Here is a 26,129-nt window from a genome sequence, read left to right as displayed (position 1 = left end):
GCCGTGATTATTCAGGTCACGGCATATTTTTTGCTTTTAATCCGGAAACTAAAACACTACCATCATGAAAACATTAGTCCCCCTGTTCCTGCTTGTAATTAGTATTCATGTACTCGTTGCACAAACCTCAGAGCCTGTTGAATCGATTAGCAAAGGCACAAAATTTATTGGTGGAAGTTTTTCGTTCTATACAACAACTACAGATGACACTTACAAGTATACTGAGTTTTCAATTGGACCCGGTATGGGATTTTACATAAAAGACAACCTGGCTGTTGGTGGATTTCTGACCTATAATTTCACTGAGAATGGACAACCAATCACGAATCAATTCTCAAGCTTTTCTAGCATTGGTATAAATACATTTGTCATTAAAAATTACAGGATTACAAACAATTTATTCTTTACCCTTCAACCTCAATTATCCTTGAGTTACGGAAAACAGGATTTTCCATTTCCAAATAACGATTATTCGAGTTTTAATTTCGGTTTGGGGATAAGCCCAGGGGTGATGTTCTTTGTCAGTAAAAAATTTGCTCTTCAAACGTCATTAGGCGCACTAAGTTATTCTCATATCAGAAGAAAGGTAGAGAGCGGTGTAGAACCAACTATCACCAACAGCTTTGGATTAAATGGAGCCCTCTCTGTTTCAAGCTTCTCCATTCGTTATTTTATTTGGTAGTCCGGACATAGGCTGTAACTCTTTGACGTATTTCCTTATTTTTGAGGCTTACCTTCTATTGTGAGAGAGGCGGCTTTTGTAAAACGTAATCAGCAACGCTGGCAGGAAATGGAACAAGTCCTGAACAGTAAAACTCCGCCACACCCCGACCGGTTGGCGGAGATTTTTATCCAGCTCACGGATGACCTGTCGTTTGCACGCACCCAATACCCCAAAAGCAGGGTGACCAACTACCTGAACAACCTGGCCTCCAAAATTCACCTGGAGATTTACAAGAATAAGAAAGAAGAGAAAAACAGGTTCATTACCTTTTGGAAGTATGAATTGCCGGGTGTGTTGTATGAATCGCGTAAGCAGTTGCTGTATGCCTTTTTAATTTTTACCGTCTCCATTTTAATCGGTTGTGTATCGGCCTATTATGATGAAACCTTTGTGCGGCTTATTCTGGGGGATGCCTATGTAAACATGACGCTGGAAAATATTGAAAACGGAAACCCAACAGCAGTATTCAGCAAAAGTGGTGAGGCCGATATGTTTTTCGCCATCACATTTAATAATGTACGTGTTTCATTCATTGCTTTTGCGGCCGGACTCTTCTTTTCGTTGGGCACCGGTTTAATTCTTTTTGGAAACGGAGTGATGGTGGGCGCTATCTATTCTTTTTTTCTTAAACAAGAATTAGCCGGACAAGCGTTTTCGGTTATCATGTTGCACGGTACCATTGAGCTTTCAGTGATTGTCATTGCAGGAGGAGCTGGGTTAGTTATGGGTAACAGTTTTCTATTTCCCGGTACCTACTCCCGTTTTGCGTCCTTTAAGCAAGGCATGTTGAAGGGTATTAAAATTGTTATGGGTCTTGTCCCCTTCTTTATTTTAGCCGGATTCATAGAGGGCTTCATCACCCGTTATGCCTTCATGCATTGGAGCATTAAAACTGCCATCATCGGATTGTCGGCATGGCTTATTGTGTATTATTTTGTTATTTATCCTTACAAATTAGTTAATCGTACGCATGGAAACAGTGAGCAAACCAGACATTGAGTTTTACAAGAAAAGATCCTTTGGTGATCTGATTCACATAACCATTGATTTTATCAGGGTAAACTTCAAACCTCTTATTAAAAACCTGTTCTTTCTGACAGGGCCTATCTTGATAATTATTTCGGGAATTGTAATTCACTTGATAAGTCGCGTTTTTACACTTATTAAAAATTCAGTTGCCAATGAGTTTGCTTCCGAAGGTTTAATCTTTGAATTTGTAGTTAGCGGTCTTTTACTATTACTGGTATCCTTCTTTGGTGTTGTGCTCCTGCTGTGTATATCAAAGACGATTGTACTAACCTATCAGACTGATAAATCGAAGCTTAATGATGTAAATTTCATTTGGTCAAAATGCCGTGAGGATTTTTGGCGAACGAGCCTTAATTACTTTGCTTCCTTTTTTGTAATCATTTTGCCGTTCTTTTTATTGATGATTCCGGTCATCTTTATAGTAGCATTTATTCCTTTGATTGGGCAGCTTTTCGCCATGTTCGTCTCTGCCCTTTTTAGCATGTTTTTTATTTTGACATTATTAATCACGTTGTATGAAAACAAGGGAATTGTGGATTCGATAGGAAGGTCATTTACCTTGTTAAAAGACAGTTGGGTGTCTTCAGCGGGTTTTTATTTGGTAATTAACATAATGGCTAATATTATAAGCTTCATATTTATCATACCGCTTTATGTTGTTATGTTTATCTATATGTTTCATAATATAGATGGAGGAAATGCCCCCTCGTTCGAGTTGCCACTCTATCTTGAAATCATCATTTCAGTATGCTTCATTTTCTTCATAGTTCTCACAATTATCCTTTATAGTTTTCAATTAATCGGCATGTCATTTCAATACTACAGTCTTGTTGAAACAAAGGAATCAAAGGGATTACTTCAAAAAATTGACACGATTGGAACTTCAGTGCCTGATCAAAAATCAGATGACTCGTATTAGTGCCCTCTCAATTGTACTTTTACTAATTCAGCTCAATGCATTTGGAAAAAGTGTTGAGAGCAAGGTGCCCTCTGATAGCAGCAAAGTTGAGCAAAGATCTTTTGATAAAACTGAGCTGGAAAAGCTGAAAGCCGACCCTTTGCTAAACTATACTGAAAGCCCGGCAGCAATCAGCATTTGGGAGCGGTTCAAAATCTGGCTTAAAAACTTAATCAACTCACTTATTGGAGCAGCAATTACGGTCAATTGGTTAAACATGCTAATCATTATTCTTACCGTAGTCGCACTCATCTATGTAATTCTCAAGTTGCTAAAGGTTAATCTTAACATGCTCTACACCGGTAAACAAGCTGCTATACCACATGGTGTTCTGGATGAAGATATTCACGCGATGGACTTTGATAAACTGATTCAGGAAGCGTTACAACGAAATGAATACCGCCTCGCCATTCGGTTGTTGTTCTTAAAATCACTCAAGTTACTGGCCGACAAGCACCACATTTTGTGGCAGCCCGGCAAAACCAATCACGATTACCTGAACGAACTCAGTGCGCAAAACCTGAAAACCGGTTTTAACGAATTGAACTTCTATTTTGAATATGCATGGTATGGCAACTTTACCATTAATGAAGCGCTCTATAAAAAAGTAGACACCTTGTACAACGACTGGAAAACGAACGTATAGCGTGCGCAAAGACTGGAAATATATTCTCTATCTCTCTTCCGCCATACTCATTTACCTGGCGCTGAAGTTGCTTTCGCCACGCAGCCTCGACTGGACCATAACTTTTCATCATAACGATAAAAATCCATTTGGTGCTTACGCGCTGGATCAACTCATCGACAACCTGTTTCCTCAACAGCCCATCAATCAAAATTATTTTACCTTATATGAACTGCTTGATACCATCGCAGAGCCTGTAAACTTTATAAGCATCTCAACTGAATTTGCGCCCGGAAAAGAAGACGCAAATGCGCTTTTAAAAAATATTGAAAAAGGGGGCACTGCATTTATTTCTGCTCAATATTTCTATGGAGATTTTGCCGACACCCTTTCGCTCAGCACCTCTGATTATTTTTTTGATCAGGATTTCAACTATTTGTTTGACCGCAACGACACGACCGGAATAAACTTTGCTAACACGATGCTGAAAGGTCAGCAGAAATATTCCTTCCCACGAAAAAATATACACAACTACTTTGATGAGGTGGATAGTGCACGCACACAACTAGTGGCTACCAATGACCTGGACCTTGCCGTTACCATTAAAGTTAACTGGGGAAAAGGTGCACTTTACCTGAACACAACCCCGCTTGCCTTCACCAATGCGTACCTGCTGCATGCCCAAAATGCTGAGTTTGCATCGCTGTCGCTTTCACACTTACCAAACCGACCCACCTACTGGACGGAGTTTTATCACCTGGGAAGAATGGAGGCTCGAACTCCCCTTCGTTTCATTTTAACAACCGAACCATTAAAATGGGCCTATTACATCACCATACTTAGTATTTTGCTTTTCATGATTTTCGAAGCCAGGCGCAGGCAACGTATTATTCCGATCATCAAACCGCTATCGAACACAACGGTTGAGTTTACACAAACCATAGGCAACTTATATTACCAAACAGCCGATCACAAGAACATTGCTGAAAAGCGAATTGCCTTTTTTCTTGAGCAGTTGAGATCAACGCATGGAATCAATGGGCATCACGCTTCAGACGAAACCATTAAAACGATTGCCCGAAAAACCGGTAATGCGGAAGAAGATGTTCAAAAGCTATTTTTAGTCATCCAAACCATTCAAGACAAAAACCAGATTTCAGAAACAGAGTTAAAAGAATTAAACAAGCGATTGGATCAATTTAAACACTAAATCTTCTCACGCAAAGAGCGCTAAGGAAGGTCGCAAAGCACGCAAAGCATGACAGAAAATGAAATTTCATATAAGATTATTGGTCTAGCATTGGAGCTTCACAAATCATTGGGGCCCGGCTTACTTGAATCAGCATATGAAAATGCGTTGGCGTTTGATTTAAAAGAGCATGGATTTGACATAAAACAGCAGGTTCCAATGCCTTTTGTTTACAAAGAGGTAAAAATGGAGGTTGGATATAGAATCGATTTAGTTGTTGACAATAAAGTATTAATAGAAATTAAGTCGCTAGAGGCGTTAGCGCCTGTTCATTTCGCTCAAACGCTTACATATTTAAAATTATCGGGACTTAAACTGGGTCTGCTTATTAATTTCAACACTAAAATCCTGAAAGATGGAATTCACCGACTTGTAAATAACCTATGATTTTTGCGCCCTTTGCGTGTACTATTTCTTCGCGCTCTTTGCGTGAAATTTTATAACTAGCATCATTGACTTATACAGATATGGAAGAAAACCTTTTTGAAAACCGGGTCGATTTAACTGCCCTGAATGAAAGTGTAAAAAAAATACGCGAAGAAATTGCACATGTAATTGTCGGCCAGCAGGAAATGGTTGATCTGTTGATTACCTCCATCCTGGCGGATGGCCATGTGTTGATTGAAGGTGTGCCCGGTGTAGCCAAAACGCTCACCGCAAAATTATTATCACGGGTAATTGATGTGAAGTTCACGCGCATTCAGTTCACCCCCGATCTGATGCCTTCGGATGTAATCGGTACGTCTGTATTTAACATGAAAAACTCCGCCTTTGAATTTAAGTCGGGGCCGATTTTTTCAAACATTGTATTGATTGATGAAATAAACCGTGCCCCTGCCAAAACGCAGGCCGCCTTGTTTGAAGTGATGGAAGAACGGCAGATCACAGCCGATGGCACTACGTACAAACTTGAACATCCGTACATGGTAGTGGCCACACAAAACCCCATTGAACATGAAGGAACGTATCGCCTTCCGGAAGCCCAACTCGATCGCTTCTTATTCAAGATTGTAGTTCATTATCCTACACCTGAACAGGAGTTTGCCATTATCAGCGGGCATCATAAGCGCAAAGGGCACACCCCATTGGAAGATGTGAAACCGGTACTGAACGCAGACAAAATAAAACAATACCGTGATTCGGTGCAGCAGGTTCATGTGGAAGAAAACCTGATGAAATACATAGCGGAGATCATTCATGAAACCCGAAACAATCCATCCCTATTCTTAGGCGCATCGCCACGCGCATCAGTAGCGTTGCTCAATAGTTCAAAAGCTTTTGCCGCAATCAACGGTCGCGACTTTGTAACTCCCGAAGATGTGAAATTTGTGGCGTCACCCGTATTGCGCCATCGCATTATGCTTACGCCTGATAAAGAAATGGAAGGCATTACTACCGATGATGTGATCAAACAAATTGTGGACAAAGTTGAGGTGCCGAGATAATTGATCGGGAAGTTGATAAAATGAAAAACCTCAAAAACCTTTACCTTAATAACAGGTTGTTCGTTGCGATTGTCGCAATCGTGCTCTGCTTTATCCTGAGCTTTGCACTGAAGGGGTTTATCATTATTCCAAAACTATTATTTCTGGTACTGGTAGCCACCGTGGTAACGGATGCGCTGCTTCTCTTTCGTACCCGAAGAGGCATGTACGGCTATCGGTTTACACCCGAAAAACTTTCGAATGGCGATGAAAATGAAATCCGGATTTACCTGGAAAATTTTTATCCGTTCAACGCTTCCTTACAAGTGATCGATGAAATACCACATCAGTTTCAACGAAGGGATTTGAATTTCAAGTTGCAGTTATCTCCACGCGAAAGCAAAACCATCACCTATTCATTGCGACCGGTAAAACGCGGAGAATATTCCTTTGGTGCGGTGAATGTGTTTGTGACTTCACCACTGGGTTTGCTGAAGCGCAGATTCAGGTTTTCGCAGGATGCATTGGTGCCCGTGTATCCATCCTATATTCAAATGCGCAGGTATGAGTTGCTGGCCATCTCGAACAGACTTACTGAAACCGGCATTAAAAAAATCAGGCGCATCGGGCACAACATGGAATTTGAGTTGATCAAAGAATATGTTCAAGGTGACGACATTCGCACCATCAACTGGAAAGCCACAGCCCGAAAATCAGCGTTGATGGTAAACCACTATCAAGACGAACGTTCCCAACAGGTTTACTCCCTCATCGATAAAAGTCGTGTGATGCAAATGCCTTTCAACGGCTTGAGCCTGATGGATTATGCCATCAACGCCAGTCTGGTTATCAGCAACATTGCGATTCGCAAATCAGACAAGGCCGGCATAATTACTTTTCAAGACACGGTCAACACCACGTTGGCAGCCAGTCGCAGTAACCGACAAATGGGGCAGATACAGGAAGTGCTTTACAATCAGAAAACCGGCTATCGCGAATCCGACTTTTCTATGCTATACAGTCATGTGCGCAGAAAAATAACACAGCGGAGTTTATTGTTGCTGTTCACCAACTTCGAATCGATGTATGGCATGCAGCGGCAATTGCCATTTTTGCGAAGCCTGGCCAAACAACATTTGGTAGTGGTCATCTTTTTTGAGAATACCGAAATGGCTTCTCTAATTAACAGCCAGGCAACCGACCTCAAAGAAATCTATTACAAAGCCGTAGCCGAAAAATTTGCCTTCGACAAAAAACTGATTGCCAAAGAACTTCAAAAATCGGGTATTCAAACCATTTTAACCGCCCCTGAAAACCTGACGGTAAATACGATAAATAAGTATCTGGAACTAAAAGCCAGGGGAATGATTTAAAAGCTTTTTTAAGCGTTTACCTTTTCCATATATTTCCTAATCAATTTGATAGCTTGTGTTGTTATGAAGTGTTGATCAAAGTGAACGTTTATGAGAAAATTTTACGGAATTGCCCTCCCTGTTTTGCTTGCGCTGATATGTTACGAGGGATATGCACAACGCCCAATGGGTATAAAAATCAACAAAGCCGTAATCTGCTATGCAGATCACACCAATAATCCTTGTTATGTACCTCCTCCTGCTGAATTGACGAGGGCTTCTGGTCGTGTGAAAACGTCCAACATTGAAGTGACCTATAACCCAGGTTTTACACCGGAAGCACAACAGGCCTTTGAATATGCCATTGAGATTTGGGAATCACTGATAATTTCAGATGTTCCGATAAAAATTGATGCTTATTGGTCTTCTTTAGGTTCCAATACGCTCGGAGCTGCCATCTACACGTCTGCATATGCTAATTTCGATGGAGCCCAAAAGCTAGATGTTTTTTACCCAGTTGCTTTGGCTGAAAAAATCACCGGCCGAAACCTCAATGGGAATAACCCTGATATTTTTATGCAGTTCAGTAACAGTGCTGACTGGCATTACGATCCATCAACTAGCGCCCCATCCGGAAAATATGATCTTGCAACGGTTGTGCTCCATGAAATTGGACATGGCTTAGGCTTTGCCGGAACATTTTCAGTTGGAACTACTACAGGAGACTACGGATTACAAGACACGACAATCCCAATAATTTATGACATACCTATAGAAAACGGATCAGGGGCAAATCTTATACAAACTTTTGCTTCTCCCTCTGCAGCCATGCGCACCCAATTAACGAGTCAAAGTATCTTTTTTAAATCTCCAACTGCTGTTCGTCCACGCCTTTATGCACCAACTGAATTCAATAGTGGCTCCAGCATTAGCCACCTGGACGAAAATACCTATGTTGGAAATCCTGATGCGTTAATGACCCCTCAGATTGCTCCGCAGGAAAAAATATACAATCCCGGAATCGCCTGGAAGATGTTAAAAGATTTAGGGTGGGAATTTGTTCGGCTAGTACATGAACCCCTAAGTGATACGGAAACCACGACCGGTCCATTCAACGTTTTAGTTACTATTGATGCTGATAACGGATTTGATGATGAAAGTTTGAAACTTCACTGGACCATAGACGGGCAAAACTTTACAGAGGTACTGCTACAACCCACCGGAAATCCGGATGAGTTCAGCGCACAAATTATTCCACCTGATGCCACCGCACGGGACTATGGCTATTACATCGCAGTAAAGGACAATGAAAACCGTGAATTTTTAAGCCCAGGCAAATTTGTCAATCCGCAAAAACAAGAAGAGCAACACCTGCATTACTTTTCCACGGGTCCCGATATACAAGCTCCCGTTATCGCGCATACTCCCAAAGCTTTTATTCTTGATACTGAAACCAGCTTTCAAATTGAAGCACGTATAACCGATAACATTGGAATTGCCTCGGCCATCGTTGAGTACCTGATTAATGATGTGCCCCAAGGAAATGTTCCCCTTGTACTTCAAAATCCAGGTGAAGATTCAGTTTACATAGCCACCATAGATCTTGGTGGAGGACTTGAAATTAGTGATGTATTATCATATCGCATTACCGTTGTTGATCAGGCGCAAGCAGTACCTGGCGGAAATAAATCGTATTTCCCAACGGAAACCACTTACCAACAAGTTAATGTAGTTGGCCTGGAACCCACACAGGATTCTTATTCGAATGATTTTAATTCGCCATCGGATGACTTTTTTGGAGATGGCTTCAGTGTAGCACAACCAACCGGCTTTTCAAATCCCGCCATTCACACAACCCACCCCTACCCGGAAGGAAATGGGCAAGCAAACGATCAGATTAACTTAACTTATCAATTGAAAATTCCAGTTCGGGTTAAACCACTTGAAGCTACCCTTGTATTTGATGAAATTGTGTTGGTTGAGCCCGGTGAAGTAGGAACCGTGTTTGGTGATGAGGAGTTCTGGGACTATGTGGTTGTTGAAGGATCAAAAGATGGAGGCATTACGTGGACTCCAGTTGCCGATGGTTATGATTCCAGAACAAATAATGACTGGCTAACCCGCTATAATAGCGCGATCTCTGTAAACAACTCAACCGCTGTCGGTGATCCAACGCTTTACCGTACCCGTACACTTGACCTGCGCAATGAATTTGATCCAGGTGATGAAGTAGTAATCCGGTTCAGGCTATTTAGTGATCCATTTGCAGCTGGCTGGGGTTGGGCTATAGATAATTTGAAAATTCAAATTGATGAGAACCCCCCTCAAATCCTTCACGATCATATTGATTATGTTGTTGCCGGAGCCGAACTGGCTGAGGGCGTTCTACTCATTACCGATGCTTCTGGGGTAGCATCCATCACCGCTGAAACCAAGGTGAATGGTGGCGATGTGACAGAAACTGAACTACCAGTGATTTCTCTTAACAATGAGTATCCGATTTCTTTCACTGGCTTGGATCAATTCGCTGCAGGTGATGTATTGGAGTATCGCATCATCGTCACCGACTCGGCCGGCAATACAGGTTATTTCCCACCCTCGGGCAACTTCCTGAAAATTGCAATAGTTGAATTTAATGAGCCTACAAGCACTTACGCCAATGCGTTTAATTCGCCAACGGAGGATTTTGTAGGAAATTTTTTCAACATAACTCAACCTGCCAACTTTAACAATGGTGCTATTCATTCCGAACATTTCTATCCGAATGGTTTGGGGTTAAACAAAACTTCTGGTTATCAGTATCTGCTTATACAACCCATTACTATTGCTACAATCAATCCCCTTATGCGCTTTGATGAAGTAGTGATTGTGGAGGGACATGGAACTGGGGTACCTTTCGGAAATCCAAACTTCAAGGATTATGTGATTGTGGAGGGCTCAAAAGATGGTGGTGAAACATGGAGCAGATTTTTGGACGGGTATGATATTGTAGGTGGGCTAACCACCTGGATCAGTACATTCAATTCGGGTGGCAACGGAACATCAGCTATGTACCGCACCCGTGTGATTGATTTAACTGCCAATGGAAATTTTCAAGCGGGCGATAATGTGTTGATTCGCTTCAGGCTATTTGCCAACGAAACCGTTAACGGCTGGGGCTGGGCCATCGATAATTTATACATTCAGGATCCAATAACATCAATTGAAAAGTTGAGCACCTCTATTAATATTTATCCGAACCCGGTAACAAATCAATTACTTAACATTGAAATTGATGAGCCCACGTTTACCGAAACGCACATTAGCCTGATGAACGCACAAGGTCAAAAGTTACAGGCTGCGAAACTTCCCCCATCCGCAGAGAAATCAAAACATCAGCTTGATTTATCCGGCCTTCCCGCTGGTATGTACATGGTGGCCATACAAGACTATTCCGGAGCACAGATTCTCCGAAAAATTATCAAGACACACTAACCCAAAAACCCTGACAACGCGTCAGGGTTTTTTATTTCCATTCCTTTTGTGCGTTGGGCCATGCGCCTTATTTTTGCCCCAATTTATCCATACCCAACCACCAACATGCCTAGAGATAGAAGTATTCGTTCCGTTCTGATTATCGGCAGCGGCCCCATTATTATTGGCCAGGCTTGTGAGTTTGACTATTCCGGATCGCAGGCTTCACGGTCGCTTCGTGAAGAAGGAATTGAAGTGGTGCTTATAAACTCCAATCCGGCTACCATTATGACGGATAAGGTAACAGCCGACCATGTGTACCTTAAGCCCCTGACGAAGAAATCCATTCGGGAAATACTTGAAAAACATAACATCGATGCGGTTTTACCTACCATGGGCGGGCAAACTGCGCTGAACCTGTGTATTGAGTGCGATAAAGCAGGCATCTGGCAGCATTACGGTGTAAAGATTATTGGGGTTGACATTAAGGCGATTGAGACCACGGAAGATCGGGAGAAATTCCGGTTGAAAATGCTGGAGTTGGGTGTTGGCGTATGTAAAGGAGCGACAGCAACCTCGTTTTTACAAGGAAAAGAAATTGCCCAGGAAATTGGCTTTCCCCTCGTAATTCGACCCTCCTTCACCCTTGGCGGTACCGGAGGCGGATTTGTAAACAAACCCGAAGAATTTGATGAAGCGTTGAACCGTGGCTTGCACGCATCGCCCATTCACGAGGTGTTGGTTGAACAAAGTATTTTGGGCTGGAAGGAATATGAGCTTGAATTGCTCCGCGATGGAAGAGGCAATGTGATCATCATCTGCTCCATTGAAAACTTTGATCCGATGGGTGTGCACACCGGTGACTCCATTACCGTGGCGCCTGCCATGACATTGCCCGATACGGTATACCAAAATATGCGCGACCTCGCCATTAAAATGATGAATGGCATCGGGCAGTTTGCCGGAGGGTGTAATGTGCAGTTTGCGGTGAATCCCGATACGGACGACATCATCGGTATTGAAATCAATCCGCGTGTTTCGCGCTCCTCTGCATTGGCTTCAAAAGCCACGGGTTACCCGATTGCCAAAGTAGCCGCGAAACTGGCCATCGGTTATAACCTTGATGAATTAAAGAACGCCATCACCGGAACAACAACCGCCTACTTTGAACCTGCGCTTGATTATGTTATTGTAAAAATTCCACGCTGGAATTTCGATAAGTTTCTTGGCGCCAACCGCAAACTGGGTTTGCAGATGAAGTCGGTAGGTGAGGTAATGGGTATCGGAAGAAATTTTCAGGAAGCCTTACAAAAAGCCTGTCAGTCGTTGGAGATCAGGCGCAACGGCCTGGGTGCCGATGGTAAAGAGAATACCAACCGTGATGAGTTAATGTACAGCCTGGAAAATCCAAGCTGGAATCGTCTCTTCCATATTTACGATGCCATGAAGCTTGGCATCTCGATGAAAACTATTCAGAACCTGACCAAAATCGATAAGTGGTTTTTAGAACAGGTGTGGGAACTCGTAGAAATTGAACGCGAGATTGAACAATACAAACTGGAAACTATTCCCGCAGAGTTGATGCGCAAGGCCAAGGAAAAAGGTTTTGCCGACCGGCAGATTGCGCATATACTCGATTGCCTCGAAAGCGAAGTGCACGAGAAGCGCAGGGCAATGGGCATCAATCGGGTGTTTAAACTGGTGGATACCTGCGCAGCAGAATTTGAAGCCAACACACCATACTACTATTCAACATTCGATACCGAAAACGAGTCTGTCGTTTCTGATAAGAAAAAAATTATTGTGCTAGGTTCAGGACCTAACCGCATCGGTCAAGGAATTGAATTTGATTACTCCTGCGTGCACGGTGTGCTGGCCACAAAAGAATGTGGTTACGAAGCCATCATGATCAACTGCAACCCGGAAACCGTTTCTACCGATTTCGATATTGCCAACAAACTTTACTTCGAGCCGGTTTTCTGGGAGCACCTGTGGGATATCATTCAACATGAAAAGCCTGAAGGCGTTATTGTTCAGCTTGGTGGACAAACCGCATTGAAGCTGGCCGAAAAACTGCACAAGTATGGAGTAAAAATAATCGGAACTTCTTTTGAAGCGCTTGATCTCGCAGAAGATCGTGGAAGTTTCTCCACATTGTTAAAAGAATTGAATATTCCATATCCGGAGTTTGGTGTGGCCACCAATGCTGATGAAGCATTGGAAGTTTCCAAGACCATTGGATTTCCGCTGCTCGTTCGTCCCTCCTACGTATTGGGCGGACAAAGCATGAAAATCGTGATCAACGAAAAAGAACTTGAAAATCACATCATCGATATCTGGAAGCACCTGCCGGAAAATAAAGTATTGCTCGATCACTTTTTAGATGGCGCCATTGAAGCCGAAGCTGATGCCATTTGCGATGGCGAAGATGTGTACATCATTGGCGTGATGCAGCACATCGAACCGGCAGGTATTCACTCCGGTGATTCGTATGCGGTGTTGCCACCCTACAACCTGGGCGATTTTGTGATGAAGCAAATTGAAACCTACACGCAACGGATTGCACTCGCGCTGAAAACAGTTGGTTTGATCAACATTCAGTTTGCGGTTAAAAACGACAAGGTGTACATCATTGAAGCCAATCCACGCGCATCGCGTACAGTGCCGTTCATCTGCAAAGCTTACGATGAACCTTACGTGAACTATGCTACCAAAGTAATGTTGGGCGAAAAGAAAATAAAAGACTTCACGTTTCGTCCTACCAGGAAAGGATACGCCATCAAGGAACCGGTATTCTCGTTCAGCAAGTTTCCGGATGTAAATAAGGAGCTTGGCCCTGAAATGAAATCGACCGGGGAGGCGATTTATTTCATTGACGACCTGATGGATGATTATTTCCTGAAGATTTACAGTGAGCGGAATTTGTACTTAAGTCGTTAGAAAGAAGTAGCTTTACTGAAATGCTTAGAATACTCCTCCTATTCGTCCTTATTTTCTACGTGCTCTACAAACTCGGGCTGTTCCGTGTATTTGTAGGCAGCGTAAAGCAGGGGTATTCTGATCCAAACGACCTGAATAAACGTGCTGGAGGTAATGTAAACATCGATTCGGCTCCACCGAAAGAAAAGCGCAAAGGCTTTAAAGGTGGAGAATATGTGGATTACGAAGAGGTAAAATAACCTCTCTATCGCCATGAAAATTCCTTTCCATAAATACCAGGCTACGGGTAATGATTTTATCCTGGTTGATAACCGATCAGGAGCATTTTCATTTTCTGTTGATCAGATCAAAAAAATATGCGACCGTAAGTTTGGCATTGGTGCCGATGGACTAATCCTGATCGAAAAACATTCTTCCACGGATTTCAACCTCAACTACTACAACAGTGATGGTTCCCAAAGCCTCTGCGGAAATGGCAGCCGCGCAGCCGTGCAATTTGCTTCTACGCTGGGCTTGATTAACGGCAAAACTTCTTTTCATGCATATGATGGCCTGCACGATGCGGAACTTCAATCGACCGGAAAAATTCGGTTGCACATGAATGATGTGAGTGAAGTGAAAGAAATTGGCACAAACCTCTTCATCAACACGGGTTCGCCTCACCTGATTTGTTTTGTTGATGATGTTGGTCAATATCCCGTTTTTGAAGAAGGAAGAAAACTTCGCTACGACAAACAGTTTGAGGCACAAGGTGGAACCAACGTGAACTTTGTTGAGCTTCAGCCCAACAACACCATTTTTGTGCGCACCTATGAACGTGGTGTAGAAAACGAAACGCTATCATGCGGTACAGGCGTTACCGCTGCAGCGCTGGCCGCATCCCGCCAAGGGTACACATCACCGGTAACGGTTAAAACACTGGGCGGTGAATTATCGGTTGAATTTGAACAATCAGGTACCCCAATCTTCTCCCACATTTACCTGAATGGCCCTGCCAAAAAAGTATTCGAGGGCGTTTTCGAGTTCTGATACCTGCCATTTTCGGGCTGATGCCTGCCAAAATGGGTGCTCATATCCGAAAATGCTCTTTTAAACGCCATTTGGAGCCATTATTGCACCCCGCAAACGCACTTGCCGGTAGGCAGGTCACGAAAAACAAATTAACTTTGACGCTCTTTTGCCCGTAGTCTGTACAAGCGGGCACAGAACTTTAGGACTACGTTACGATATGTTAAAATTCATTGCGAAAATCTTCGGTACCAAATCAGAAAAGGACATTAAGCGCATCATGCCGCTGGTGGAACAAACCAAGCAGGAAGAAAGCAAACTTGGGGCGTTAACCAACGACCAGTTGCGGGAGCAAACCCAACAGGTACAGGAAGAAATCAACGCCTTTCTGAAAGATATAGATGATCAACTGGCGGCACTCCACAAACGAATCGAAGAAAATCCTGAACTCAACATCAGCGAAAAGGAATCCATCTTCGCGGAGATAGACAAACTGGAGCAAGACCGGAATAAGGAACTGGAAAAGGTATTACTAAAAGTTTTACCAAAAGCCTTCGCCATTATACGCGAAACCGCCAGACGCTTTAAAGAAAACAGCGTTATTGAAGTTACCGCTAACGACATGGACCGCGAGTTTGCGGCCAAATTCCAGCACATAAAAATTGAAGGTGACAAAGCCCTGTGGCACAACCAGTGGATAGCAGCCGGAAACCTGATTACCTGGGACATGGTGCACTACGATGTGCAAATCATAGGCGGTATTGTATTGCATGAAGGCAAGATTGCCGAAATGGCAACCGGTGAAGGAAAAACGTTAGTGGCCACCTTCCCTGCATTTTTGAATGCACTTGCCCGCAGAGGCGTGCACGTAGTTACGGTAAACAACTACCTCTCCGTTCGTGATAGCGAGTGGATGGCTCCATTATTCCAGTTTCATGGCATGCGTGTAGATTGTGTTGATAAGCACGAGCCAAACTCCATCGCCCGCAGAAATGCTTACCTGGCCGATATTACTTACGGTACCAACAACGAATTTGGTTTCGACTACTTGCGCGATAACATGGCACGCGATCCGCAGGAACTCGTACAGCGTGGACACCATTTCGCCATGGTGGATGAGGTGGACAGCGTGTTGATTGACGAAGCCCGTACTCCGCTGATCATTTCCGGTCCGATACCAAAAGGTGATGAGCACGAATTCTACGACCTGAAGCCACGCATTTTTAAACTGGTAGAAGCCCAGAAAAAATTAGTAGCTGAATACCTGATCCAGGCTAAAAAACAAATTGCAGAAGGCAATGAAAAAGATGGCGGCCTCGCCTTGTTCCGCGCGTTCCGCGGCTTGCCTAAAAACAAACCCCTTATCAAATACTTAAGCGAAACCGGTATTAAAGCCGTTCTGCAAAAAACCGAAAACTTCTACCTGCAGGATAACAAACGCAACATGCCGGAAGCGGACAAGCCGTTGTACTTCATCATCGATGAAAAAGACAATAGCGTGGAGCTTACCGAAAAAGGTATTGACCTGATTACCGGTGAAGGGGAAGATCCGAAGTTCTTTATCATGCCGGAGATCGGTACCGAGTTAAACAAACTCGAAAAAGATCTTTCACTAAACGATGCAGATCGCTTTCAGAAAAAAGAAGCGATCATCCGCGACTACCAGGTAAAATCGCAACGCATTCACAGTGTAAACCAATTATTGAAAGCATATACGCTGTTTGAAAAAGATACGGAATACATCATTGTTGACGGCAAAGTAAAAATTGTTGACGAGCAAACCGGTCGTGTGTTGGATGGCAGACGTTATTCCGATGGGCTGCACCAGGCCATTGAGGCAAAAGAAAATGTGAAGGTGGAAGATGCCACCCAAACCTACGCCACCATCACCTTGCAAAACTATTTCCGGATGTACCACAAACTTGCGGGTATGACCGGTACTGCCGAAACGGAAGCTGGAGAATTCTGGGACATTTACAAGTTGGATGTGGTGACCATTCCAACCAACCGTCCGATAACACGAAAAGATCAGGATGACCTGGTTTACAAAACTGTCCGTGAAAAATTCAATGCAGTAGCCGATGAAATTGTAAAACTGACCGAACAAGGCCGACCTGTATTGGTGGGTACTACTTCTGTTGAAATTTCAGAACTGGTAAGCCGCATGTTGCAGATCCGGAAGATCAAACACCAGGTATTGAACGCCAAACAACACCAACGCGAAGCCGATATTGTGGCTGAAGCTGGTAAGCCGGGCACTGTAACCATCGCCACCAACATGGCTGGTCGTGGTACGGATATCAAGCTTACGCCAGAATCGCGGGCTGCTGGTGGTTTGGCCATTATCGGTACCGAGCGCCACGAATCGCGCAGGGTTGACCGCCAGTTGCGCGGTCGTTCAGGTCGCCAGGGTGACCCCGGAACTTCACAGTTCTATGTTTCACTGGAAGATAACCTGATGCGTTTGTTCATGCCGGAACGCATTGCGCGTGTGATGGACCGTCTTGGCTTGAAGGAAGGCGAAGTGATTCAGCATTCGATGGTAACGAGTTCCATTGAACGCGCGCAGAAAAAAGTTGAGGAAAACAACTTCGGCATTCGTAAGCGCTTGTTGGAATACGATAACGTGATGAACTCGCAGCGCGAAGTAATTTACAAGCGCAGAAGAAATGCGCTGTATGGTGAACGTCTGGAGTTGGACATTCTGAACATGCTCAACGACATTACCGAAGAGATGGTGAGCAACGCCAAGGCAGCGAATGATTATGAAAGTCTACGGTTAAATGCATTGAGTGTATTAGGCCTCGATTACGAAATCAGCAAAGAAGATTTTGAAAAAGGAAGCGAAGCAAATCTTGCTGATGATCTGTACACAAAAGCGTTGGAGCATTACCGTAAGAAAAACAAACTCGTTGCCGACAAAGCTTTACCTGTAATCAAAGAGATTCACAAAACCCGTGGAGCAACCGTTGAAAATATTCTGGTGCCCTTCTCGGATGGCTCAAAAAATATTGGCGTAGTTGCCAACCTCAAAAAAGCCGTAGACACCAATAACGCAGAGTTAACGCGCTCGATGGAGAAGATGATCACGCTTGCCATCATCGATCAGCTTTGGAAGGAACACCTGCGCGACATGGACGATTTGAAACAATCCGTGCAAACGGCCGTGTACGAACAGAAAGATCCGTTGTTGATTTATAAGTTCGAGGGCTTTGAGTTGTTCAAACGCTTCATCGGCAAAGTGAACGAAGAAACCATCTCCTTCCTGATGAAGGCCGATATCCCTGCACAGGAAGCCGGACAAGTTGAAGAAGCCCGCTCACGGAGCCGGCAACGGTTCAATGAGCAGAAAGAAGAATCGCGCTCGCTGTTGAGTGGCGGTGGAAATCAGCAGCCTGCCGCAACCGGAAGGCCTCCACAGGAAAAAGTGATGCCGGCCAAATCAGAAAAAGTGGCCAACCGAAACGATAAAGTGTCGGTACAGTATACGGATGGTCGTATCTTGCGGGATGTGAAATACAAAAAAGTAGAAGAAGACGTTTTAAATAACCGTTGCATAATTATCGACTGATGAATCGCTTTCTCCTTTTCGGTGTCTTGGTTTTAATTGTGGTTTTTGAAGGGTGTAAACCTGCTCAGAAAACTACTACCTCCACACAAGGAGGAAAATACCATGAAGACCTTTCGGGTTTACGGCCAAAAGTTGAAGAAACGGAAACAAGCGTTGACACCCTAAAACAGGATGGCAGCACACGTGATCCCAACGTTTATGTTGAACCGAAGTTCACCGTAAACGCACAGGTGGATGCCGTACTCGACAGCATTGACCGGTTAAACCTGAGTCGTAAGGTGGTTGATGGCTTTACCATTCAGATATACTACGGAATCAGGCGTGAAGATGCGCTTAACGCAAAGAAGGATGCCACCATTCGCATCCCGGAAATGGAAGCTGAGGTACAGTACCTTCAACCCAACTTCCGCGTAAAAGTGGGTAAGTATTTTAACAGGCTGCAGGCGCAGAAAGATTACGAAAAAATAAAGCAGTCGTTCCCGAACGCCATTCTTATTCCCGATAAGATTTCATTGAATTGAATTTTTTCAGCCCCATAGGGGCGTAATTTTGGTAGCCCCAACCGCGAGGTCGGGGCTACCATGAATGCCCGTTTCCGCGCCACAGATACCTTATATTTGAAATGTTAACGTTCATGGCGCGGGATGTGCTACCGTTGATCAACGGTTGTAAAAGCGTGCCGGACAGAAGACCCATTTCATAGCCATGATCCAGTCGGCACGGTATCCACTCGTTATTTTTTGTTACCAATAGAATCGCTCCTACGGAGCTTGAATTTTGGCGACAATGCCCATTGGTCTTTTGGACATGACAATCATCATTATACATAGTTAACACTTTGGATACGGTTATGTATTTTTGACCTGATGAACCTGCTGGAAAAAATCAAGTCGCTTTCAACTGCATATGCTACCGATGTGGTAACCATGCGCAGGCATATACACGCCAATCCTGAATTATCATACCAGGAGTTTAACACGGCAAAATATGTTGCGACTCAACTTAAATCGTTTGGCATAACGCCCACGGAAGGTGTTGCCACCACAGGCGTTGTAGCTGAAATCAAAGGAAAAAATCCAGACAAAAAAACAATAGCCCTCCGGGCGGATATGGACGCTCTGCCGATTCATGAAGCGAATGAAGTTCCATACAAATCGAAAAATGCTGGAGTAATGCATGCTTGCGGACATGATGTGCACACGTCTTCGCTGCTCGGCACCGCACGAATCCTGAACGAAATCAAAAATGAATTTGAGGGCACCGTGCGTTTGATTTTTCAACCGGGGGAAGAAAAAAATCCGGGGGGTGCCTCATTCATGATCAAAGAAGGAGTGTTAGAGAATCCTAAGCCTGCTTCCATCATCGGGCAACATGTGTTTCCCTTATTGCCGGTGGGAAAGATTGGCTTTCGGGAAGGCATGTACATGGCCAGCAGTGATGAAATTTTTTTACGGGTAATCGGTAAAGGCGGGCATGGCGCCACACCCGAGCTAACCATCGATCCGGTGGTGATTGCTTCACACATCATCATTGCGTTGCAGCAGGTGATCAGTCGCAATGCTTCACCCAAACAACCTACCGTACTGACGTTTGGGAAAGTAGTGGCCGATGGCGCCACGAACATCATCCCCAATGAAGTAACGATTGCCGGAACGTTTCGCGCGATGGATGAAACCTGGCGCAAGGAAGGGCTTCAAAAAATAAAAACTATGGCTGAAACACTAGCCGAAAGCATGGGCGGAAAATGTGAAGTAAAAATTTCACACGGTTATCCGTTTCTGCAAAACAATCCTGAAGTAACCAAACGCATCCGGCAGGCAGCCGAGGCATATGTAGGAAAAGAAAATGTAGTAGACATTGACCTGACTTTAGGCAGTGAGGATTTTGCTTATTATTCGCAAGCGATTCCGGCATCCTTCTATCGTTTGGGTACACGGAATGATGCCAAAGGCATAACATCGTATGTGCACACCCCTACTTTTAATATCGATGAAGATGCCCTCTCCATCGGACCCGGACTGATGGCCTGGATGGCGGTGAAGGAGTTGGGACTATAATCCTATAATTATGTCTCTTAAAAAATTATTGTTCACTATTATTTTTGTTTCAGGAATACTCGGACTCCTTTCATTCACGTTTTTTTACAGAATCTTACCCTCCCTAACAAATAAAGATCAACTGGTTACGGTTCCAGATGTAAAAGGAATGAGTTTGGAAGAAGCAAAGAATTTCCTGAAATCTAAAGATCTTGATTTCAACATTTCCGACTCCGCATATGCTTTGGACTTAAAACCGTTAACCGTTTTAAAACAATATCCATCACCAAATGAAAAAGTTAAGATTAACCGAAAGATTAACCTGGTATTAAACTCACAAAATCCACCTGTGGTTAGTTTGCCAGCTCTAAAAGGAATGAGTCTTGATTTTGCGCTTCAGCAGATAAAATCCCTTGATCTAAAAATAAACACAATAGAATACAAACCAGACATAGCACATAATACGGTTATAGAAGTTAAAGTGAATGATTCTGTTGTGGCAGCTGGAGAAAAAATCAAAAAAGGAACATTTATTGATCTTATAATTGGCATGCAAACCGACAAATTCCCTATACCTGATTTTACAGGAATGGAGTTAGAGGATGCTGAAATTTTAATATTTGGTTTAAATCTTGAAACATCAAAGATTCATCCTGTTCAGGATGACAATAAGCTTTTAAATTCAATTCAAAGACAACTTCCACTACCTGGTGATACTGTTCGGCATGGTGACCAAATTGAGCTTTGGGTCTATAACCTCCGGAGATAGACTTAGAAGTGTCCGATTCAATTCTTCATATTAAATTTAACACTTCAGTAATTTTTCAATTCATAGATTTCTACATTTAAGCAAAAGCAACACCTTGGAACAACCGCTTCCACAAACGCCACTTCAACCTCAACCCCCGTATTGGGATCGGATTAGAAAAATCCTGTACATACTGGGTACGCTGGTGCTGTTTGTATTTGCGCTTGATTTGATGATCTCATCCCTGCAACACCTGGGGAAAACGGCTGCCGAAGCCATTCTATTGGCTACATCCAATCCCTTTACCGGATTATTTATCGGGTTGCTGATTGCCGCCATGCTGCAAAGCAGTTCCACGGCCACCAGTCTGGTGGTAGCCTTGGTGGCTTCCGGTTCCATTACCATCGACAGCGCCATACCGATTATTATGGGGGCCAACGTGGGCACCACCATTACCAGCACCATTGTTTCGCTTGGGTTTATCAATAAACGAAAAGAATTCAGGCGCGCTATTGCAGCCGGTACGTACCACGATTTTTTCAACATCCTAACGGTATCGATTCTCTTCCCGTTGGAGTACTATAATGGTATCCTATCCAATTTAGCCGGCTGGATTGCAGAAAACTTTTTCACCATCAGCAGCACCACACCATCAGGCTCCTTCTCACCTACCTTTCGTGGGTTCAGTCCGGTGATTGAGTTTTTGGTGAATACCATTCCAAGCGGATTTTTGCTGGCGCTGCTCTCAGTCGCCCTACTATTTGTTTCTATTCTGTTGTTTCGCAAGCTGATCTCCGGTTTGCTCATGGCCAGCTCACCCGAAAAATTCAGTCGCTTCTTTTTTAAGAACACATTCAAATCGTTTTTCTGGGGATTAGCCACTACCGCAGCCATCCGCTCCAGCACCATCACCACATCGGTTGTGGTTCCGATTGTGGCACAAAAAATTATTACGCTGCGTAAAGCGGTTCCGTTTATTCTTGGGGCAAACATCGGCACTACGGTAACAGCTTTCATTGCTGCCATCCTGAATTCAAGTTCATCAAGCGCCATCACCATCGCCATTGCACACTTTCTGTTCAACTTCATTGGTGTGCTCGTATTTTTTCCAATACCCATATTGCGTGACATACCCATCGCCATGGCTAATGGTATGGGCCGACTCACTACGCGGTACAGGCTGACCGGTTTTGTGTATCTCCTGGCGGTATTCTTTTTCATTCCGTTCTCCCTTATCTATCTGAATAAAGACTCTACGGAAGTATTGGAATTAACGTATTCAAAAATTAATCACCTCACTGGTGACAGTTCCACTTACCGCATCGTTTCCAAACAACAAATTCGCAGTCAGAGTGGCGAGTGGTTGATTTACAGACGCAACACCATCGATCCGGATGAAATACATCCGGTGTATAAAAAGAACAACGTGCTGTTCATCAACAAAGAGATGATTCTGTTCAATGAACCCGGCTTTTGCTGGGATGGTGAAAACCGTGAAGGAAAATATCAACTCTGTGTGGATAAAGTTTTACCTCGTTATGCGTTGAGTGAAGCCTTGAGTTTCGATTCTGTTTATGTGTATACGCAACGGTATTACAACCATCCTGATTCGGCCGTAAGCACGGTATACGTAAGCGCCCAATATCCCATTGTTTTGCAAAGCGTTCGTACACAGTATGGCAAGCCTGTAGAAACCCGTAAAATCACCCGATTTGAGCGCAAATAGCGCCTTTTTGAATCCCCTGAAAGTTCCGATCTTTGCATACCTTGTATCACCGTAAAGCGGAAACATGTTAAAAGAAACGCTACTGAAATTTTTTAAGCTGGAAGGACTGATCAACAACCTGACGGGCTACATAGAAACCCGGCTGGAGTTGGTGAAGTACGAATTGAAAGAAGACATAGCGCGGGCGATGGCCAAAATTGCTATCGTGATGGTGATTGCGCTTTTCTTCACGCTGTTTCTGCTCTTCATCAGCGTAACGGCTGCGTACCTGCTGGCTGAGCTGGTGGGGGTATATGGTGGTTTTGGTATTGTGGCAGGCGTTTACCTGATTTTACTGCTCGTGGTCATTTTCTTCCGCGAACCGATCAGTCATAAAATTGAATTGGAAATCAAAAAAACATTGAGGCATAAAAAACATCAACACCATGAAGGCGATGGAAACGGATGACCTGGTGAAAAGCCAGTTGCTGCAAAAAGCAGCACAACAGCGGCAGGAAATTGAAAGCGAAATGCACGAGATTACCGACCGCACAGAAAAAGTGTTAACCAATGCACTCATCATTGGCGGTGCGTTGGCCCTTACGTATTTTTTGGTTCGGGGATTTTCTGCTAAAAAGAAACGCAAGGCGCGCAAGGCAAAAGTAAAAGCTAAAGCCACTGAAGTTGATGGCGAAGAAGAAACCGAAGTATACGAAGCGTCTGGCCCATCGCAGATACTCAGCCAGATTGGAACAGCCGTAGCGTCACAAGCCACCATGATTTTGCTCGACCTGGCCAAAGAAAAACTGATGGAGTATTTACAGGCACAAGCCCAAAAGAAAGCGGATGAAAATTCTTGAGGCCTTAAAGGAAAATCAGAAGCTGGGTAAAAAATCCATTGCGGTTTTAATTGACCCCGACAAGGTAAGCGATGCTTCCGCCTTGCAACATCTCATTAACCTGGCCAGCGAAAACTGCATTGATTATTTTTTTGTAGGTGGTAGTTTGGTTACCACCACCAACCTGTCGGAGATCGTACAGCAGATCAAGCAAAGCGTAAATCTGCCGGTGATTTTGTTTCCCGGAAACTCCATACAAATTGAGCCTTCTGCTGATGGCATTTTGTTTTTATCACTCATCTCCGGGCGCAACCCTGAATTGCTGATTGGCCAACACGTAGTGGCTGCACCCATTGTGCGCAACACGCGCCTGGAAGTGCTGCCCACCGGGTATATGCTCATCAGCTCGGGCCGTACCACCTCGGTGGCCTACATCAGCAACACCACACCCATTCCAGACGATAAATATTCCTTAGCCGCCTGTACGGCTATGGCCGGTGAAATGCTGGGTTTGCAACTCATGTACCTCGATGCCGGCAGCGGTGCCGAAAAGGAAATCAGTGCGCGCATGATCAGCACCGTACGCAAAGCCATACACACACCGTTGATTGTGGGGGGCGGCATCAACACTGCCCAAAAAGCATTAACCGCCTTGGAAGCAGGTGCCGACATGATTGTGATTGGCAATGCCCTGGAAAAAGACCCAAACCTGCTCATTGAAATTGCCGATAAGGTGTATGAGTGGAATGAGAGTATGACTAAGGATATTTAAGGAATACATGCAATTGCGTGTATTTGGGAGTTGGTAGAAATTATCAGATGACCAAGAAAAGAAAAGAATCCTTAATTATTAATCTTAGCCCTGAGGACTATCAAATCTTTGATAACAGGATTAAGAAACCAATTACTTTTCAAGTTCCTGACGAGTTGAATGGTGATAGTTCTATGGTACTTCAGGAGACAAATGAAGTAAAATTAAAAAAAAAGCGACTAGATTTTTTTACACCAAATAATGTAGCAATCTTACTTTCTATATCAAGCCGTTCTCTGAAAAAAGCTAAAGATATTTTTGACTCTAAACTTAATCCGGACACGAGCACAATCGAACTTTCTAAAGCAACTAATAAACTTGAATTTCTTAAATTGATTTCTAAGGACGTTTGTGATTACATAGAAGAAATTCAAGCAAGTATTGTTTTTGCGTACACAGCATTAGAAGCATTTGCAAACCTCAGCATTCCCGAAGACTACTATCACATCCAAAGAGTTAATAATAAAGGAATTGATGAACGATACGACAAAACTGCGATTGAACGCTGGATTACTTTAAGTACTAAACTATCGACTATTTTACCTAAGGTTTATAAAACGAGAGCAATTGACAAGGATAAAAGTTGGAATCTTTTCGTCAATCTCGAAAGGTACAGACATGAAATAATTCATCAAAAATCAATTGAACATACAGAGTTTTACAAGCACTATTTTCAGAAGGACATATTTGACATTTGTACATGTGCAGAAAAAATAATTAAGTTTTTCTACGACAACCATTCTTTGGAGAAGTCTAATCCGTTATGGCCGTGGATAGTTGGAAAAGAAAAAGAGTTTCCGATTTTCAAAGGTGACTCAAAGAACTTCGAAGTCATTGGCAATATCTATGAGGGAAAAAAGAAAAAATAACTCAACCGTTGATTTCTGAAACCCCAGCCGTTGTTGGTGTTCTGCACCAACAACATATTCAAAGTTTGATAGTAGGCAAGTAAAATGAACACAAAATACACAACTATTTTTCTCTTTGCCCTTCTTACCTATCAATTGGGTTATGGACAAATAAATCTCTTAGACAGCTGCGGAATAGATTCCAATTCAGAATTAAATCGGTACGAAATTAGAGTTATTTATAGCCTGTTGTTCGCACCACGCTATTCAAAAAAGTCAGGAACCATAGATCCTAAGAACGGTTTTGATTTTACAGGCAAGAGAATGGCCTTCTTTTCATGCACAAAAGACAAAAACACAAATGGAAATGGATTCTTGTCGAAAAGTGAGTTTTTCGAATTTTTTAAACCTGCCTTTAAAGGTCATGCGGGAAATGGATTGATTGTTTTCAATGAAATAGAAAAAAAGGAATCAAATGGATTTGATGCGGTAATCATCATTGACTGTCCCTATCCGTATGTAACAACAAAAGAATTGGTATCTAAACTGGCCTTGAAATAAAGTATTGATGGTTAATTTAGCTTATGAACACCTAACTCCTTGTTTGTGAAGAGTACCAATAAGGGCGTGGGGAATTAACTGTGAAATCTTTAATGAAGCAACTCTAAACAATGTTCATAGGCTCATACATTTTTGAATTTTTAGGAGTGCTGGCGAAGTGGGTAATACAATTCCCTATTTGCTTTATTTTAAAGCGTAAGCGGAAATCATTCATCGAAATTTGGGATGGCCCTCCTTCGGTTGATGGA

The 26,129-nt window shown here is 43.4% G+C and carries 22 protein-coding genes; all 22 read left to right on the top strand.

What is annotated here, in order from left to right; all coding sequences use genetic code 11:
• Positions 1-64: 64 nt before the first annotated feature.
• The 22 genes from QY309_18505 to QY309_18400 all read left to right on the top strand — a co-directional run bounded on the left by QY309_18505 (position 65) and on the right by QY309_18400 (position 25,881).
• Positions 65-682 (top strand): hypothetical protein, encoded by a 618-nt coding sequence (locus QY309_18505; protein WKZ59839.1) that lies wholly within the window; start codon positions 65-67, stop codon positions 680-682.
• Positions 683-742: 60 nt separating this feature from the next.
• Positions 743-1,723 (top strand): stage II sporulation protein M, encoded by a 981-nt coding sequence (locus QY309_18500; GenBank protein ID WKZ59838.1) that lies wholly within the window; start codon positions 743-745, stop codon positions 1,721-1,723.
• Positions 1,695-2,672: a hypothetical protein gene (locus QY309_18495; protein ID WKZ59837.1), complete on the top strand. Its 978-nt coding sequence runs from the start codon at positions 1,695-1,697 to the stop codon at positions 2,670-2,672. Before QY309_18500 ends, QY309_18495 begins: the two co-directional genes overlap by 29 nt.
• On the top strand, positions 2,659-3,357 hold the full coding sequence (locus tag QY309_18490) for a hypothetical protein (protein WKZ59836.1): 699 nt from the start codon (positions 2,659-2,661) through the stop codon (positions 3,355-3,357). The genes QY309_18495 and QY309_18490 overlap by 14 nt, the downstream gene beginning before the upstream one ends.
• A gap of 1 nt (position 3,358) precedes the next feature.
• Positions 3,359-4,546, top strand: coding sequence for a hypothetical protein (locus QY309_18485; protein ID WKZ59835.1), 1,188 nt, complete (start codon positions 3,359-3,361; stop codon positions 4,544-4,546).
• Between the two features lie 48 nt (positions 4,547-4,594).
• Positions 4,595-4,972, top strand: a complete 378-nt coding sequence (locus QY309_18480; protein ID WKZ59834.1) for a GxxExxY protein — start codon at positions 4,595-4,597, stop codon at positions 4,970-4,972.
• A gap of 80 nt (positions 4,973-5,052) precedes the next feature.
• Entirely contained in the window at positions 5,053-6,030 is a 978-nt protein-coding gene (locus QY309_18475) for a MoxR family ATPase (protein WKZ59833.1), read from the top strand.
• A 20-nt stretch (positions 6,031-6,050) separates the two neighbouring features.
• On the top strand, positions 6,051-7,382 hold the full coding sequence (locus tag QY309_18470) for a DUF58 domain-containing protein (protein ID WKZ59832.1): 1,332 nt from the start codon (positions 6,051-6,053) through the stop codon (positions 7,380-7,382).
• A 90-nt stretch (positions 7,383-7,472) separates the two neighbouring features.
• Positions 7,473-10,835: a T9SS type A sorting domain-containing protein gene (locus QY309_18465; protein WKZ59831.1), complete on the top strand. Its 3,363-nt coding sequence runs from the start codon at positions 7,473-7,475 to the stop codon at positions 10,833-10,835.
• Between the two features lie 105 nt (positions 10,836-10,940).
• Complete coding sequence (gene carB, locus QY309_18460; GenBank protein WKZ59830.1) at positions 10,941-13,754, top strand: carbamoyl-phosphate synthase large subunit; 2,814 nt, start codon at positions 10,941-10,943, stop codon at positions 13,752-13,754.
• A 20-nt stretch (positions 13,755-13,774) separates the two neighbouring features.
• A complete protein-coding gene (locus QY309_18455) occupies positions 13,775-13,993 on the top strand; it encodes a DUF4834 domain-containing protein (GenBank protein WKZ59829.1) in 219 nt (72 codons plus the stop codon).
• Positions 13,994-14,006: 13 nt separating this feature from the next.
• A complete protein-coding gene (gene dapF / locus QY309_18450; protein WKZ59828.1) occupies positions 14,007-14,783 on the top strand; it encodes a diaminopimelate epimerase in 777 nt (258 codons plus the stop codon).
• A 199-nt stretch (positions 14,784-14,982) separates the two neighbouring features.
• Entirely contained in the window at positions 14,983-18,333 is a 3,351-nt protein-coding gene (gene secA / locus QY309_18445) for a preprotein translocase subunit SecA (GenBank protein ID WKZ59827.1), read from the top strand.
• Positions 18,333-18,854, top strand: coding sequence for a hypothetical protein (locus QY309_18440; protein WKZ59826.1), 522 nt, complete (start codon positions 18,333-18,335; stop codon positions 18,852-18,854). The genes secA and QY309_18440 overlap by 1 nt, the downstream gene beginning before the upstream one ends.
• Before the next feature lie 345 nt (positions 18,855-19,199).
• Positions 19,200-20,390, top strand: a complete 1,191-nt coding sequence (locus tag QY309_18435; GenBank protein ID WKZ59825.1) for a M20 family metallopeptidase — start codon at positions 19,200-19,202, stop codon at positions 20,388-20,390.
• A 10-nt stretch (positions 20,391-20,400) separates the two neighbouring features.
• Positions 20,401-21,138 (top strand): PASTA domain-containing protein, encoded by a 738-nt coding sequence (locus tag QY309_18430; protein WKZ59824.1) that lies wholly within the window; start codon positions 20,401-20,403, stop codon positions 21,136-21,138.
• A 94-nt stretch (positions 21,139-21,232) separates the two neighbouring features.
• Positions 21,233-22,843 carry a Na/Pi symporter gene (locus QY309_18425; GenBank protein WKZ59823.1) on the top strand — a complete coding sequence of 537 codons (1,611 nt, stop codon included), beginning with the start codon at positions 21,233-21,235 and terminating at the stop codon, positions 22,841-22,843.
• A gap of 64 nt (positions 22,844-22,907) precedes the next feature.
• Positions 22,908-23,291 carry a phage holin family protein gene (locus tag QY309_18420; GenBank protein WKZ59822.1) on the top strand — a complete coding sequence of 128 codons (384 nt, stop codon included), beginning with the start codon at positions 22,908-22,910 and terminating at the stop codon, positions 23,289-23,291.
• A complete protein-coding gene (locus QY309_18415; protein ID WKZ59821.1) occupies positions 23,269-23,682 on the top strand; it encodes a hypothetical protein in 414 nt (137 codons plus the stop codon). The genes QY309_18420 and QY309_18415 overlap by 23 nt, the downstream gene beginning before the upstream one ends.
• Positions 23,669-24,433, top strand: a complete 765-nt coding sequence (locus QY309_18410) for a geranylgeranylglyceryl/heptaprenylglyceryl phosphate synthase (GenBank protein WKZ59820.1) — start codon at positions 23,669-23,671, stop codon at positions 24,431-24,433. Before QY309_18415 ends, QY309_18410 begins: the two co-directional genes overlap by 14 nt.
• 17 nt (positions 24,434-24,450) lie before the next feature.
• Positions 24,451-25,341, top strand: coding sequence for a hypothetical protein (locus QY309_18405; protein ID WKZ59819.1), 891 nt, complete (start codon positions 24,451-24,453; stop codon positions 25,339-25,341).
• Positions 25,342-25,425: 84 nt separating this feature from the next.
• Positions 25,426-25,881, top strand: a complete 456-nt coding sequence (locus QY309_18400; protein WKZ59818.1) for a hypothetical protein — start codon at positions 25,426-25,428, stop codon at positions 25,879-25,881.
• Positions 25,882-26,129: the final 248 nt, after the last annotated feature.

It is taken from the genome of Cyclobacteriaceae bacterium (assembly GCA_030584025.1).
In the GTDB taxonomy this organism is placed as follows: Bacteria; Bacteroidota; Bacteroidia; order Cytophagales; family Cyclobacteriaceae; genus UBA2336.
Note: the sequence above shows the minus strand (reverse complement) of the source record. Positions and strands in the feature narration are given on the sequence as shown.